General features: G+C 72.6%; 13 protein-coding genes. 3 read left to right on the top strand and 10 right to left on the bottom strand.

Annotated elements, in window-relative coordinates; genetic code table 11:
• Window positions 1-143 precede the first annotated feature (143 nt).
• The 4 genes from ADK86_RS22620 to lipB form a co-directional block, all read right to left on the bottom strand.
• Window positions 144-857: a DUF4191 domain-containing protein gene (locus tag ADK86_RS22620; protein WP_030604306.1), complete on the bottom strand. Its 714-nt coding sequence runs from the start codon at window positions 855-857 to the stop codon at window positions 144-146.
• Between the two features lie 10 nt (window positions 858-867).
• Window positions 868-1,086, bottom strand: a complete 219-nt coding sequence (locus tag ADK86_RS22615) for a hypothetical protein (protein ID WP_030376321.1) — start codon at window positions 1,084-1,086, stop codon at window positions 868-870.
• Between the two features lie 239 nt (window positions 1,087-1,325).
• A complete protein-coding gene (gene lipA, locus ADK86_RS22610) occupies window positions 1,326-2,276 on the bottom strand; it encodes a lipoyl synthase (RefSeq protein ID WP_030604309.1) in 951 nt (316 codons plus the stop codon).
• A gap of 156 nt (window positions 2,277-2,432) precedes the next feature.
• A complete protein-coding gene (lipB, locus tag ADK86_RS22605; RefSeq protein ID WP_050506611.1) occupies window positions 2,433-3,248 on the bottom strand; it encodes a lipoyl(octanoyl) transferase LipB in 816 nt (271 codons plus the stop codon).
• 360 nt (window positions 3,249-3,608) lie between these two features.
• Between lipB and ADK86_RS22600 the strand changes: the two genes are divergently transcribed.
• Complete coding sequence (locus ADK86_RS22600) at window positions 3,609-5,171, top strand: hypothetical protein (protein ID WP_053698213.1); 1,563 nt, start codon at window positions 3,609-3,611, stop codon at window positions 5,169-5,171.
• Between the two features lie 81 nt (window positions 5,172-5,252).
• Here the strand turns inward: ADK86_RS22600 and ADK86_RS22595 are convergent, their stop codons facing one another.
• Window positions 5,253-6,479, bottom strand: coding sequence for an FAD-dependent oxidoreductase (locus ADK86_RS22595; protein ID WP_053698212.1), 1,227 nt, complete (start codon window positions 6,477-6,479; stop codon window positions 5,253-5,255).
• A gap of 229 nt (window positions 6,480-6,708) precedes the next feature.
• The gene (locus ADK86_RS22590) at window positions 6,709-7,653 is read right to left on the bottom strand and encodes a TIGR01777 family oxidoreductase (RefSeq protein WP_053698211.1); all 945 of its coding nucleotides are present in this window, start codon (window positions 7,651-7,653) and stop codon (window positions 6,709-6,711) included.
• A 38-nt stretch (window positions 7,654-7,691) separates the two neighbouring features.
• Between ADK86_RS22590 and ADK86_RS22585 the strand changes: the two genes are divergently transcribed.
• Entirely contained in the window at window positions 7,692-8,183 is a 492-nt protein-coding gene (locus ADK86_RS22585; protein WP_053698210.1) for a GNAT family N-acetyltransferase, read from the top strand.
• A gap of 58 nt (window positions 8,184-8,241) precedes the next feature.
• Here the strand turns inward: ADK86_RS22585 and ADK86_RS22580 are convergent, their stop codons facing one another.
• Window positions 8,242-8,760: a DUF4240 domain-containing protein gene (locus ADK86_RS22580; RefSeq protein ID WP_053698209.1), complete on the bottom strand. Its 519-nt coding sequence runs from the start codon at window positions 8,758-8,760 to the stop codon at window positions 8,242-8,244.
• Window positions 8,761-9,029: 269 nt separating this feature from the next.
• Between ADK86_RS22580 and ADK86_RS22575 the strand changes: the two genes are divergently transcribed.
• Window positions 9,030-9,977, top strand: coding sequence for an SDR family oxidoreductase (locus tag ADK86_RS22575; RefSeq protein ID WP_053698208.1), 948 nt, complete (start codon window positions 9,030-9,032; stop codon window positions 9,975-9,977).
• Between the two features lie 93 nt (window positions 9,978-10,070).
• Here ADK86_RS22575 and ADK86_RS22570 read toward each other — a convergent pair whose 3' ends face one another.
• The 3 genes from ADK86_RS22570 to ADK86_RS22560 all read right to left on the bottom strand — a co-directional run bounded on the left by ADK86_RS22570 (window position 10,071) and on the right by ADK86_RS22560 (window position 14,844).
• On the bottom strand, window positions 10,071-11,042 hold the full coding sequence (locus tag ADK86_RS22570; protein WP_053698207.1) for a helix-turn-helix transcriptional regulator: 972 nt from the start codon (window positions 11,040-11,042) through the stop codon (window positions 10,071-10,073).
• Between the two features lie 188 nt (window positions 11,043-11,230).
• The gene (gene aceE / locus ADK86_RS22565) at window positions 11,231-13,897 is read right to left on the bottom strand and encodes a pyruvate dehydrogenase (acetyl-transferring), homodimeric type (RefSeq protein WP_053698206.1); all 2,667 of its coding nucleotides are present in this window, start codon (window positions 13,895-13,897) and stop codon (window positions 11,231-11,233) included.
• 323 nt (window positions 13,898-14,220) lie between these two features.
• Window positions 14,221-14,844: a GntR family transcriptional regulator gene (locus ADK86_RS22560; protein ID WP_003983448.1), complete on the bottom strand. Its 624-nt coding sequence runs from the start codon at window positions 14,842-14,844 to the stop codon at window positions 14,221-14,223.
• Window positions 14,845-14,972: the final 128 nt, after the last annotated feature.

Genomic DNA, 14,972 nt, shown 5'->3' with positions numbered 1-14,972 from the left:
CACCGGCACCACGCCCCCACCGCACCCGCACTGCCACTCCCCACCCTCACCCCCAAAAAAAACCAAGGGACCCAGAACCACAAAGGTCCCAGGCCCCTCGGCCGTTCCAGTGACGCGCTCCATCGCGTCCGCCGACGCGGTGGTCAGCGCATCTTGCCGCCGCCGCCCTTGGGCATCCGCATGCCCTTCGGCATGGGGCCCTTCGGGACCGGCATGTTGCTCATCAGGTCGCCGAGGGCGCGCAGGCGGTCGTTGACGGCCGTCACCTGGGGGCCGGGCAGGGTGCGCGGCAGCTTGAGCAGGGTGGTGCGGATCTTCTTCAGCGGGATCTCGCCCTCGCCGTCGCCGACCACGTAGTCGTGGACCGGGGCGTCCGCGACGATGCGGGCCATCCGCTTCTTCTCGGCGGCCAGCAGGCCGCGTACGCGGTTCGGGTTGCCCTCGCCGACGAGGACGATGCCCGCCTTGCCGACGGCGCGGTGCACGACGTCCTGCTGGCGGTTCATCGCCACCGCCGGGGTGACGGTCCAGCCGCGGCCCACGTTGTCCAGTACCGCGGCGGCCGCGCCGGGCTGGCCTTCCATCTGTCCGAAGGCGGCCCGCTCGGCACGCCGGCCGAAGATGATCGCCATCGCGAGGAAGGCCAGGACGAATCCCAGGATGCCCAGGTAGACCGGGTGCCCGATCACGAAGCCGAGGACGAGGAGAACGCCGAAAACGACGATGCCCACGCCGGCGACGACAAGACCGACCTTGGGGTCGACCCGACGGGTCATCTTGTAGGTCTGGGCGATCTGCTTCAGTCGCCCGGGGTTCGCAGCGCCCTCAGCGCTGTCTGCTTTTGCCTTCCTCGCCATGGGGCGCAGTTTACGTGGCGTTCGGGCCCTCGGTCGCCGCGGCCTCCAGTACGTGCTCGGCCTCCCGCCGGTCCCTGGCGCGACGGCGGTCCTCCAGTACCGATGTCCACGCGTTCCGGCGGGCTGTGCGCTGGCCGCCGCGCATCAGTACGGACTCGACTGCGCGCAGGGCGTCGGTGACCGACGGGAGGGGGAGAGCGGCGGTGGCGCGAGCGGGCGCGGCCTGCATGACGGTTTCCCCTTCTGGAGGAATAGTGGATGCGTTGTGTGAAACCATCGTTACGGATCGGTGTTACCAACTGATGACCCGGCGGTCAAACACCGATGAAACCTTGACGCGGCCCGCACCGCCCCTGCCTGGGGTGGTGCGGGCCGCGTCGTCGCAGCGTGTGCCGGGACTCACATTCCGACCCAGGGGTCAGCGGTGTCCCATGCGGGAGATGCGTCTGCGGGAGGCGCCTCGCCGTCTCAGACGGCCCGGGCCGATTCCTCGACCTGGCGGCGCTCGATCGCCTGCTGGTACAGGCGGCCGGCGCGGTAGGAGGAGCGGACCAGCGGGCCGGACATGACGCCGGCGTAGCCGATCTCCTCGGCCTCCTCCTTGAGCTCCACGAACTCGGCGGGCTTGACCCAGCGTTCGATGGGGTGGTGGCGCACCGAGGGGCGCAGGTACTGCGTGATGGTGATCAGCTCGCAGCCCGCGTCGTGCAGGTCCTGGAGCGCCTGGCTGATCTCCGCGCGCTCCTCGCCCATGCCCAGGATGAGGTTGGACTTGGTGACCAGGCCGGCCTCGCGGGCCTTGGTGATGACTTCAAGGGACCGCTCGTAGCGGAAGCCGGGGCGGATGCGCTTGAAGATGCGCGGCACCGTCTCGACGTTGTGCGCGAGCACCTCGGGGCGCGAGGAGAAGACCTCGGCGAGCTGCTCGGGGACCGCGTTGAAGTCGGGGATGAGCAGTTCGACGCCGGTGCCGGGCATCGCGGCGTGGATCTGGCGGACGGTTTCCGCGTACAGCCAGGCGCCGCCGTCCTCCAGGTCGTCACGGGCGACGCCGGTGATCGTGGCGTACTTCAGGCCCATGGTCTGTACGGACTCGGCCACCCGGCGCGGCTCGTCGCGGTCCAGCTCCTGCGGCTTGCCGGTGTCGATCTGGCAGAAGTCGCAGCGCCGGGTGCACTGGTCGCCGCCGATCAGGAAGGTGGCCTCGCGGTCCTCCCAGCATTCGTAGATGTTGGGACAGCCCGCCTCCTGGCAGACCGTGTGCAGGCCCTCCTTCTTGACCAGGCCCTGCAGGTGGTTGTACTCGGGGCCCATTTTCGCCCGGGTCTTGATCCACTCGGGCTTGCGCTCGATGGGGGTCTGGCTGTTCCGGACCTCCAGGCGCAACATCTTGCGTCCGTCGGGTGCGACAGCGGACACGTCCGGCTCCCTACGACTTCGTTTCTTCGGCGTACACCAGGGTACGCCCGTCAATTCGCACGTCTTTACGTGCACGGCAACCCCGTATGGCAGGGGCGCATTCCTCGCGGTCGGATCCGGCGGCCCTACGGGGGTTCCGCCGGTCGGCGAACCGGCTCAGACCGCCCGGGGGAGCAGCACGGCGTTCTCCAGCACGTCGCGCAGGTGCTTCTCGACGACCGGCAGGACCTCGGGGATGGTGATCTCCCGGCCGAGCTCGTTGGCGAGGGAGGTGACCCCGGCGTCGCGGATGCCGCACGGGACGATCTTGTCGAACGAGGTGTTGTCCGGGTTCACGTTGAGCGAGAAGCCGTGCATCGTGACGCCCTTGGCGACGCGGATGCCGATCGCGGCGAGCTTGCGGTCCTCGCGGCGCTGGCCGGCGTTGGACGGGGCGTACTCCGGGCCGTTCAGCCGCGCGTCGAACTCCTCGTCGGCCGTACGCGGGTCGAAGTCGAGGGACAGGCCGCCCAGGGACGGGCGGTCGGCGACCGGGTCGCCCAGCACCCAGACCCCGCTGCGGCCCTCGACCCGGGTGGTCTCCAGACCGAATTCGGCGCAGGCGCGGATCAGGGCTTCTTCGAGGCGCCGTACGTGGGCGACGACGTCGACCGGGCGCGGGAGCTTCTGGATCGGGTAGCCGACGAGCTGGCCGGGGCCGTGCCAGGTGATCTTGCCGCCGCGGTCGACGTCGATCACCGGGGTGCCGTCGAGGGGGCGCTCGCTGTCCTCCGTACGCCGGCCCGCGGTGTAGACGGGCGGGTGCTCCAGCAGCAGGCAGGTGTCCGGGATCTCGTCGGCGAACCGGGCGGCGTGGATCCTGCGCTGCTCCTGCCACGCCTCTTCGTAGTCGACGGCGTGGGCGCCGAAGCCCAGCTGGACAAAGCGCAGCCCCTCGGGTGCGGGGGTGTCCCCCCGAGAGATCGCAGTCACGGCAGCTCCTCTTCGAACTTTGTTGAGTCCTTCGCGCCCACGCCAACTGTACGGCGGGGGCGGACGGTGCCCGCAGGCGCCCGGGGCGGGGGACCGGCGCGCGGGCGCGCGGAGGCGTTCCGGGAGCCCCGGCGTGCTCCGCGGGGCTGCCCGTGCGGGGTCCGGCCGAGACCGCTCGCGCAGGCGCGGAGGGGAGTGCGAGCCCTGCTCACACGATCGGATGAACGCGTGGCGAAGGCGGCGAGAAAGCCGCCCGCGGCCGTTACATTCACGCCGTTCCACGAGGGCAGGGAGCAGCGCCGGTCAGGGTCCGCCGAACCCGGGCAGCTCGGCCCGGAAGGCAGGAGACCGGTAAAGCTGATGACGGACCGACCCCCCCAGCGCACGCCCAACCGACAGCTAGCCGCGCTTATCGCGGAGGCGGGATTTTCCAACGCCGGGCTGGCCCGCCGGGTCGACCAGCTCGGCCTGGAGCACGGGCTCGACCTCCGCTACGACAAGACGTCGGTCACGCGCTGGCTACGCGGGCAGCAGCCCAGAGGCACCACACCCGCCCTGATCGCCGAGGTCTTCACCCGCAGGCTGGGGCGTCGGCTGTCGGCCCAGGATCTGGGCCTGGACGCCTGCGCGCCGGTGTACGCCGGGCTCGAATTCGCGGCCACGCCGAGCGAGGCGGTGGACATCGTCAGCGGCCTGTGGCGCAAGGACTCCGGCAGCCACGCGGAGCTGCGGAAGATCGCCTTCACCCCGGCCGGGCTGGTGGTGCCCAGCCGGGACTGGCTGATCGGACGGGCCGACGAGCGGGTCGCGCACGGTGACGCGGCGGAGCCCGCGGGCCGGCTGCCCGCACCGGGCCGGATGCAGGTGGCGGTGCCCCGGCAGCGGCAGATGGAGCGTCCGGGCCACGAGCGCCCGACCCACGAGCGGCCCGGTCACGAGCGCCCTCCCGGCCATGCCGAGCGGCCCGGGCGCGCGGAGCGGCCCGAGCGCGCGGAGCGCTCGGACCGGACGCACACCTACCGGGTCTCCGCCGGGGACATCAAGGCGCTCCGGTCGGTCGGCGAGCTGTTCCGCGCGCTGGACCACGCGTACGGCGGCGGGCACGCGCGCCAGGCCCTGGTGCGCTACCTGGAGCACGAGGTCGAGCCGATGCTGCGCGGCACATACGGCGAGGCGGCCGGGCGGCGGCTGTTCGCGGCCGCCGCCGACCTGACGCGGCTGGCCGGCTGGACGTCGTACGACATCGCCGCGCACGGCCTGGCCCAGCGGTACTTCGTCCAGGCGCTGCGGCTGGCGCAGGCCGCCGGGGACCGCGCGTACGGCGCGTACGTCCTGGTGACCATGAGCCGGCAGGCCGTCTACCTGGGGCACGGCCGGGAGGCCGTCCAGCTGGCGCGGGTGGCCCAGCAGGGGGTCGGCAGCAATGCGCCGCCCGTCGTGCAGGCCCTGCTGCACGCGGCGGAGGCGCGCGGGCACGGCGTACTGACCGAGGTACGGGCGTGCACGGCCTCGCTCGCGCGGGCGGAACGGGCGCTGGAGACGGCGCGCCCCGGGGACGACACGCCGTACTGGGCGCGCTTCTTCGACGAGGCGCAGCTCGCCGACGAACTGGCGCACTGCCACCGCGACCTCCAGCAGTTCCGGGCCGCGGCGCAGCACGCGGAGCGCTCGCTCCAGCTGCGCGGCGCCGGGTTCGCGCGCAGCCGCCTGTTCTGCCGGGTGGTGCTGGCGACGGCGCGGCTGGGCCTGGGCGAGCTGGAGCAGGCGTGCGCGCTGGGCGCGGAGGCGGCGCTCCAGGCGTCCGAGATGCGGTCCGTACGGGCGCATGAGTACGTCCGTGAGTTCGAGCGCCGGCTGGAGCCGTACCGGGACGCGGCGGCGGTACGGGGGTACCGCGATCGGGTGGCGGCAATAAAGGCGTGATGGAGTGACAGCGTGCCGGGCGGACGGGCGGGGCCGATAGCAGGCCCTGCCCGTCCGTCTGCCCGGCCCTCCGGCCGCGCGTCAGGCCGCGGCCGACAGCTCGCAGGGTTCGCGGAACGGGGGCAGGCGCAGGTCGTCGAGGGCGGCGCGGGCGGCCCGGCGGCCGGAGCGCAGGGCGCCCTGGACGGTGCCGGTGTCCCGGTGGTCGCCGCACACGTACAGCCCGGCCAGCAGTCGTACGGCGCGGTGCGGATCGTCCGGTGCGGGCATGGCCGGGACCGCCTCCGGGTCGTGGTGGACGGCCAGCAGCTCCCAGGCGTCGGTGGACGTGCCGTAGATCCGGTCGAGTTGGGGGCGGACCGTCTTGTCCAGCGCGCGGGCGGGCAGGGTCGCCGGGGCGCCCAGCACGGTCGTGGTGACCAGGGCGCGGCCCGCCGGGGCGCGGGACGGGTCGGCCTCGCTGGCGACGAAGGTGTGCGCGACCGGGCCTTCGGAGGGCAGGAAGAGCACCGGTTCGCGGGCCGGGGGGCTGTCAGTGGTGTGGTGCACGATGGTCACCGGGTGGAAATCGGGGACCCGCAGCCCCGGGAGCAGCCCTGCCGCATCGCGCGCGCCGGTGGCCACGAGCGCGGCACGGCAGGGGAATTGCCCGTGGGCGGCGGTGCCGACGCTGGTGGTCGAGACCGAGACGGCGCGTACGGAGGTGCGTACGGTGCCCGGGGGAAGGGAGGTGGCGAGGAGTTCGGGCAGGGCCGAGGCGCCGCCGGCGGGCAGGCACAGCCGTCCGCGGGCGAAGGACCGCAGGGCCAGGGCGGCGTTGCGGCTGGATCCGGTGAGTCCGGGATCGCACAGGAGGGTGGACAGAAGGGGGCGGAGGAACCCGTCGGGGATGTACGGCGGGAAGGCCGGGCGGGCCGCCAGCACTTGGGCGGCGGAACGGTCGGCGCGTCGCTCGGCGCGCGAAAGGGCGCGCGCGGCCGAAAGTGCGCCCCTTGTGCTCCGGGGGGCACCGACGCGCTGGTTCCGGCGGCCGTTGTGGAGGCACAGCCCGGGGGCGAAGTGACACAGGACCAGGCCGCTGAGGCCGGGGGTGGTGCGGAGTTCGGGGTACGAGGTGACGAGTAGTTGGCCGGTGCGGTCCAGCCGGAAGCCGTCCAGATGATCGGTGCTGGTCCGGCCGCCGACGTACGGTGCGGCCTCCAGCACGGTGACCGTGGCTCCCGCGCTGGTCAGATGGTGGGCGGCGGCGAGACCGGCGAGGCCGGCCCCGACGATGACGACGTCCACGGTCGATGCGGTGCGCAGCACGTGCCCTCCCGAGGTCGGTCCCGGTGCCGGCGCTACGGGGCTCCTGCCCCGTACCGGCGCGCGGGATGCCGAGTTCGTGAGGTTGGAACCCTAAGAACGGGCCCGCGGCCGGAGGGATCGCGCGTAGACCGCGCACGGATGCACGGTGCGGCACGCAGTGCCGCCAACCGCCGTCGGTGGGAGCCGCGGAGCCGCGGTCGCCCACGGCGGCGGGTGAGGTGGCACGCAGTCACCCCCCGACCGCCGCCCGGATCGCCTCGTCCGCCGTCGGGTGGGTGAAGGTGAAGCCGGAGGACAGGAGGCGTCGGGGGATGATGCGTTGGCTGGCGAGGACGTTGTCGGCGAATTCGCCCAGGGCGAGTCGCAGGGCCGGGGCCGGTACGGGGAAGGGGGTGGGGCGGTGGAGGACGCGGCCCATCGCCGCGGTGACCTCGCGGTTGGTGACCGGCTCGGGCGCGGTGAGGTTGACCGGCCCGCTCAGTCCGTCGGTGTCGATCAGGTGGCGGAGCGCGGCGATGTGGTCGTGCAGGGAGATGAAGCTCCAGTACTGGCCGCCGTTGCCCAGCCGGCCGCCCAGGCCCAGTTTGAAGACGGGGAACAGCCGTCCCCAGGCGCCGCCCTGGCGCCCGACGACCAGCCCGGTGCGCGCGAAGACCGTACGGATTCCGGCTTCGACGGCCGGTGCGGCGGCCTCCTCCCAGTCCACGCAGACCCGGGCCAGGAAGTCGTCGCCGGGCGGCGCGGACTCGTCCGTCCGCCGGTCGCCGGTGTCGCCGTAGAAGCCGATGGCGCTGCCGCAGACGAAGACCCGCGGCGGGGTGTCCAGGGAGGCGATGGCCTCGGCGAGCGCCGCCGTGCCCAGGACGCGGCTGTCCCGGATCTCGCGCTTGTACGCGTCGGTCCAGCGGTGATCGCCGACGCCCGCGCCCGCGAGGTGCACCACGGCGTCGCAGCCCGCGAGCCCGGCGGCGTCCACGGTCTGGCGTCTGGGGTCCCAGCGCACCTCGTCGGCGGCGCGCGGCGCGCGCCGTACGAGCCGGACGATCTCGTGCCCGCCGGTGCCGGTTCCGGCACCGTCCGACGGCTGGTCAGGGCGTCCCGCGCGCAGGGAGCCGACGAGTGCCGTACCGATGAGACCGGCCGAGCCGGTAATCGCGATCCGCATGGCAGCCATACTGCCCCCGGCGACGGACACATGACACAGTGGCACGCATGTCCGAATCGTTCGTACGCACCGCCGTTCTGGCCGATGAGGAGCCGCTCGCGGTGCTGGACCGCCGTACGTGGTCCACGCTGCACGCGGTCACGCCCCGGCCGCAGCCCCCGTACGACCGGTTCTTCGACGACCGGCACCGCCCCGAGGACCTGCTCGTGGCGGAGATCGCGGGCCGGCTGGCGGGCTACATCCGGCTGGTGCCGCCGACGCCGCTGCCCTGCAACGCCCACGTACGGCAGATCCAGGGCCTGGCCGTGGACACCTGGGCGCGCGGCCGGGGCGTCGCCCGGACCCTGCTGGACGCGGCCTGCGCGCGGGCGCTGGACGAGGGGGCCCGCCGCGTCACCCTGCGCGTCCTCGGGCACAACGCCCCGGCCCGCCGGCTCTACGAGTCGGCGGGCTTTTCGGTGGAGGGCGTGCTGCCGGGGGAGTTCCTGCTGGAGGGCAAGTACGTGGACGACGTGATGATGGGCAAGGTGCTGGTCTGAGGGCGGCACCCGGAACGGGCCCGCCCCATGCCCCGTAGCTCCCTGACCCCGGGCCCTCTCAGGTCCCGAAGCGGTCCCACAGACGGGGGAGACGTTCCGCCAGGGCGCGGTCGTCGTCGTTGTCGATATAGGTGCCGAGCGGTTCGGGTGGCTGGGCCGGGAGGCCGAGGTCCGGGATCTCGGCGCCGGTGAGCTGTTCGTACGCCTCGTCCGCCGCGTAACCCAGCTCCTCCGCGTCGCCGTCCACCTCCTCGTCGAACACATCCAGCAGGTCGGCGAGGTTGTCCGGGTCGTGCAGCGCGCCCTCGAAGATCTCCCGGCCCTGGCCGATCAGCCAGCAGCGGAAGTAGTCGAAGGCGTCGTCGCCGGCGCCGCCCAGCAGCAGCGCGGCGGCGGCCCACAGGTCCCAGGTGTACGCGCGGTTGTAGCGCGATTCGAAGTGCCGGGCGAAGTCGACCACGGAGTCCGGGTCGAGGGCCACCAGCCGTTCGACGAGCGCATCCGCCTGCTCCTCGGGGTCGCCCTCGGCGGCCTCGCGGGAGCTGTCGATCAGCTGCCAGAACTCCGTCTCGTCCATCACGGGTCCAGCATCGTTGCTGCCGCGCGGCGCCGCACGCGGACTACCCCAGATGCGACGGTGTCGTTATCCACACCGAACCGCCGGGAAAAGTCCACACCGATCCGCACTGATCCGCACACACTGATCCACACCGATCCGTACCGGCCCACCGGCAGGAGCCCGCTCCGCTCCGCCAGGAATGCGGACACAGAAAGCCGCACAAAAACCGGACACAAGGTGTCGGGTTTCGGCGCGAAGGTCGTGCCATGCGTGAAGGAGAGAACACCATGGCCGCAACAACCACCACTCCGGGACCGCTGACCGGAAAGGTCGCGCTGGTCGCCGGGGCCACCAGGGGCGCGGGCCGGGCGATGGCGGTGGAGCTGGGCCGGGGCGGCGCCACGGTCTACGTCACCGGCCGTACGACCCGCGAGCACATCAGCGAGGTCGGCCGGTCGAGCGAGACGATCGAGGAGACCGCCGAGCTGGTGACGGCGGCCGGAGCGCCGGCCGGGGGCACCGGCGTCGCCGTACCGACGGACCACCTCGACCCGGCGGCGGTACGGGCCCTGACCGGGCGTATCGACCGCGAGCAGGGGCGGCTGGACCTCCTCGTCAACGACCTGTGGGGCGGCGATGTGCATGTCGAGTGGGGAAAGAAGATGTGGGAGCACGACCTGGAGAAAGGGCTGCGCGTCCTGCGGCTCGGGGTCGAGAGCCACATCATCACCAGCAGTTGCGCACTGCCGCTGCTGATCCGCCGCCCCGGCGGGCTGGTGGTGGAGGTGACGGACGGTACGGAGGAGTTCAACCGGCGCTACCGGGAGCCCTTCTACTACGACCTGGCCAAGAGCGCGCCGATCAGGATGGCGAAGGGGCTCGCCGAGGAACTGCCCGAGTACGGCTGCACGGCGGTGTGCGTGACGCCGGGCTGGCTGCGCTCGGAGGCCATGCTGGACACCCACTTCAAGGTCACCGAGGAGAACTGGCGGGCGGGCTGCGCGCAGAACCCGCACTTCGCGATCTCGGAGACGCCGGTGTTCGTCGGGCGGGCGGTGGCGGCGCTGGCCGCCGATCCGGAGGTGGCGCGCTTCAACGGGCAGGCGCTCTCCAGCGGCGGCCTGGCGAAGGAGTACGGCTTCACGGACGTGGACGGCTCGGCGCCGGACGCCTGGCGCTACATCACCGAAGTCGAACAGGCGGGGAAGCCGGCGGACACGACCGGGTACCGGTAGGCGGCGCGGGCGAGCGGGCACGAAAGCTCCGGGCGGGGCAGACGCGGAGGCTCCGGTCGGGGACGGGCGGCCCCAGCCCCCGCCCCCACCCCCTCACGACTCCCGATACAGCCCATAAGTACGCGCCGCCGCCGCGGCGAACCGTTCCCGCAGTGCGGCCGGAGCCAGCACCTCCCCTTCGGGGCCGAGGCCGAGCAGCTGGCCGAAGGCGACGTCCAGGGATTCGACGGGCAGGGCGACGGTGATCCGCCCCTGCTCGTCGGGTTCGCCCGCCGCCGCGAGGGCCTCGTCGGCGCCGGCGCGGTCGGTGACGTGCCGCAGCTGCCGGGCGCCCGCGGGCGTCAGCCGTACGGTCACCTCGTCCCGCAGGATCGAGCGGGCGAACTGGGCGGCGCGCTCCGCCCAGAAGGCGGGCAGGTCGAAATCGGGGTCGCGGGTGAAGCGGTCGTCGAGCAGGGTGACGGAGGTGAAGCGGTCGATGCGGTACACCCGTACGTCCTCACCGGCCCGTGCCGCGAGATACCAGACGCCCGCCTTGAGCACCAGCCCGTACGGCTCCAACTCCCGTTCCACCTCGGTGTCCTTGCGGCGGTAGCGGGCGGCCACGCGCCGGTCGTCCCAGACCGCGTCCGCGACGGCGGGCAGCAGTTCCGGGGTGGCCGGTTCGCGGTACCAGGCGGGCGCGTCGAGGTGGAAGCGCTGGGCGGCGCCGTCGGCGGCGTCCCGCAGCTCGGGCAGCAGGGCCGCGGAAACCTTCAGGCGGGCGGCGGAGGCGGCGTCCGCGAGCCCCATGTCGCGCAGCGCGGCGGGTACGCCGGAGAGGAAGAGGGCCTCCACCTCGCTGCGGCCGAGGCCGGTCAGCCGGGTGCGGTAGCCGCCGATGAGACGGTAGCCGCCGGCCCGGCCGCGGTCCGCGTAGACCGGCACCCCGGCCTCGGAGAGGGAGAGCACGTCGCGGGCGACCGTACGCTCCGAGACCTCCAGCTCCCGCGCCAGCTCGGCGGCCGTCATCGACGGGCGGGACTGGAGGAGCAGCACCATTCTGATCAGCCGGGCAGCGCGCATGGCTGCATCATGCCGCCCGGGAGGCCGTCCCGGGCGCTGCCCCGATGAAGATCCCGTGCGGAGACCCCGGGCGCGGTTGAGGTGGTCTCCGCACGGGAGCGGGGGGCGCCGGCCGGAGCCGGCGCGTGGGGCGGACATGCCGTGGGGGCGAACGCGGCGGACGAACCGCCCGCCGCGCCTCGAAGGGCTTACAGCCCGTACCGCTCCTTGGCCTCCTTGACCGTCTCCGCCTTCACGTCGCCGCGGCGGGACAGTGCGGCCAGGGCCTGCACGACCACCGACTGGGCGTCGACGCCGAAGTGGCGGCGGGCGGCCTCGCGGGTGTCGGAGAGGCCGAAGCCGTCGGTGCCGATGGAGGCCCAGTCCTGCTCGACCCACGGGGCGATCTGGTCGGGCACGGCACGCATCCAGTCGCTGACCGCCACGACCGGGCCGGGGGCCCCGGCCAGCGCGCGGGTCACGTACGGGATACGGTCCTCGCCCTCCAGGCGCGCGGCGTCGCACTCCAGGGCGTCGCGCCGCAGCTCCGTCCAGGACGGCGCCGACCAGACGTCCGCCGCCACGCCCCAGTCGCGGGCCAGGATCTCCTGGGCCTCCAGGATCCAGTGGATGGCGGTGCCGGAGGCCAGCAGCTGGAGGCGCGGCGCGTCGGCGGCGGCGGGCTCGGCCTCCTTGAAGCGGTACAGGCCCTTGAGGATGCCTTCCTCGATGCCCTCGCCCTTCGGCATGGCGGGCTGCACCTTGGTCTCGTTGTAGACCGTGAGGTAGTAGAAGATGTCCTCCGCGTCCGGACCGTACATCCGGCGCAGGCCCTCCTTGACGATCACCGCGACCTCGTACGCGAACGCCGGGTCGTAGGAGAGCGCCGCCGGGTTGGTGGAGGCGATCAGGTGCGAGTGGCCGTCCGCGTGCTGGAGGCCCTCGCCGGTCATCGTCGTACGGCCGGCCGTGGCGCCGATGACGAAGCCGCGGCCCAGCTGGTCGGCGAGTGCCCAGAACTGGTCGGCGGTGCGCTGCCAGCCGAACATCGAGTAGAAGATGTAGAACGGGATCATCGGCTCGCCGTGGGTGGCGTACGAGGTCGCCGCCGCGGTGAAGTCGGCCAGCGAACCGGCCTCCGTGATGCCCTCGTTGAGGATCTGGCCGTCCTTGGCTTCCTTGTAGTACAGGAGCTGGTCGCGGTCGACCGGGTCGTAGGTCTGGCCGACGGGGGAGTAGAGCCCGGCGGACGGGAACAGCGACTCCATGCCGAAGGTACGGGCCTCGTCGGGCACGACCGGCACCCAGCGCTTGCCGGTCTCCTTGTCCCGCATCAGGTCCTTGACCAGACGGACGAACGCCATGGTGGTGGCGATCTCCTGCGAGCCGGAGCCCTTCTTCAGCGCATCGAACGCCTTGTCGGCGGGCATCGGCAGCGGCTTGGCGACGACCTTGCGGGCGGGGGCCGGACCGCCGAGGGCGGCGCGGCGCTCGCGCAGGTACTCCATCTCGGGCGAGTTGGCGCCGGGGTGGGCGTAGGGCACCACGTCGGCGTCCAGGGCGCTGTCCGGGATCGGCAGCTCCAGGAGGTCGCGCATGGTGCGGAACTGCTCGCCGGTGAGCTTCTTCATCTGGTGGTTGGCGTTACGGGACTCGAAGCCCTCGCCGAGGGTGTAGCCCTTGACGGTCTGCGCCAGGATGACGGTGGGCGCGCCCTTGTGCTCGACGGCGGCCTTGTACGCGGCGTACACCTTGCGCGGCTCGTGGCCCGCGCGGGAGGTCTGGAACAGCTCCAGCAGCTTGGCGTCGGACAGGCCCTGGGCGATACGGCCCAGCGACGGGTCCGCGCCGAAGAAGTGCTCGCGCAGGTAGGCGGCGTCGCGGGTGGCGTACGTCTGGAACTGCGCGTCCGGGGTCTCGCGCAGGCGGCGCAGCAGGGCGCCGTCGGTGTCCTGGGCGAAGATCTCGTCCCACGCCCGGCCCCACAGGGACTTGATGACGTTCCAGCCCGCCGCGCGGAACTGGGCCTCCAGCTCCTGCACGATCTTGTAGTTGGGGCGGACCGGGCCGTCCAGGCGCTGCAGGTTGCAGTTGATGACGAAGGTCAGGTTGTCCAGGCCCTCGCGGCCGGCCAGTGCCAGTGCGGCCGTCGACTCGGGCTCGTCCATCTCGCCGTCACCGAGGAACGCCCATACGTGGGAGTTCGAGGTGTCCTTGATGCCGCGGTGCTCCAGGTAGCGGTTGAAGCGCGCCTGGTAGATCGCGGAGAGCGGGCCGAGGCCCATGGAGACGGTGGGGAACTCCCACAGCCAGGGCAGGCGCCGCGGGTGCGGGTACGAGGGCAGGCCGTCGCCGGCCGCCTCCTGGCGGAAGCGGTCGAGCTGGTCCTCGGTGAGGCGGCCTTCGAGGAAGGCGCGGGCGTAGATGCCGGGGGAGGCGTGGCCCTGGATGTAGAGCTGGTCGCCGCTTCCGTCGGCTTCCTTGCCGCGGAAGAAGTGCTGGAAGCCGGTCTCGTAGAGCCAGGCCGCCGAGGCGAAGGTGGCGATGTGGCCGCCGAGGCCGAGGCGGGAGCCGCGGGTGACCATGGCGGCCGCGTTCCAGCGGTTCCACGCCGTGATCCGGGCCTCCATCGCCTCGTCACCCGGGAATTCGGGCTCGGCGGCGGTCGGGATGGTGTTGACGTAGTCGGTTTCCAGCGGCGCGAGGCCCGGGGCACCGGTGTGCTCCACGGCACGGCGCATCAGATAGGCGGCGCGGTGCTCACCGGCCGCCTTGGTGACGGCGTCCAGGGACTCGCGCCACTCGGCCGTCTCCTCCGGGTCGCGGTCCGGGACCTGGTCGAGCTGGCTGTACGGCATGCGCACGGGATCGGGCATGGGTGGCCCCTTTCCGGACGAAGGAGGGAGGTGCGATGAGTGCTTGGCAGGCAGGGGTGTCGCGCCCCAGGAACGACGATACGCCTCTGATCGATGATCGATCAACGCAAGTTGAAGGAAAAACCGCAGGTCGGCACGGGGTGCCAGCCTTTTAGGCACGGGGTGCCAGGTCGCCTGCGGCTCCGAATCGAAGGCGATACGGCTGTGGACCTGCGGATTCAGACCCCGCGCGGGCGCCTGAGGGGCTGAGCCGTCAGATCCGGGGCATGCGCCTGAGGGGTTGAGGCATCAGTCCGGGGCATGCCGCCTGAGGGCTTGAGGCATCAGACCCGGGGCGCGCAGCTCAGTACATGCGTCTTCAGCAGTTCGCCGATCCTCGGGTCGCGCCGCCGGAACGCGTCCACGATCTCCTGGTGGTCCCGGGCGTGCGAGCGCGGCTCCGGGCTGAACCAGCGGATGGAGAGCGTGGTCCACACCTCGACGCCCAGCGACTCCCAGGTGTGCAGCAGGACGGCGTTACGGGCCGCACGCACGATCTCCCGGTGGAAGGCGACCGTGTGCCGCACCTGCGCCTCGCCGTCGCCGTGCCGGTCCGCCTCGCACAGTGCCGCCACCTCCCGGTCCAGCGCCGCGGTGTCCTCGGCCAGCCGCCCGGCGGCCAGCTCCGCGGCCACCTGCTCCAGCCCGGCCCGTACCGGATAGCTCTCCTTGAGGTCGTCGGCGGTCAGATTCCGTACGCGTACGCCCTTGTTCGGGGCCGACTCGATCAGCTGGAGCGACTCCAGCTCGCGCAGGGCTTCGCGTACGGGCGTCTGGCTGACCGCCAGCTCGACCGCGATCCGCCGCTCCACGATCCGCTCGCCGGGCTGCCAGCGCCCGCTGACGATCCCCTCCAGGATGTGCTCGCGGATCTGCTCGCGGAGCGAATGGACGACGGGCGGGGTCATGACGTGCTCCTTCAGAGCGTGTGGCAGGTGGCGGCCGGGCCGCGCGCCGACGGACGGCGCGGGGGCCACCGCAGGAGGGCCATTATCCGTGGAACGAAAACGGGTCGGCCCCGGCTCGTACGAAGTCG

Source organism: Streptomyces sp. NRRL F-5755, assembly GCF_001279365.1.
In the GTDB taxonomy this organism is placed as follows: domain Bacteria; phylum Actinomycetota; class Actinomycetes; order Streptomycetales; family Streptomycetaceae; genus Streptomyces; species Streptomyces rimosus.
This window is presented reverse-complemented; position numbering and strand designations above follow the sequence as displayed.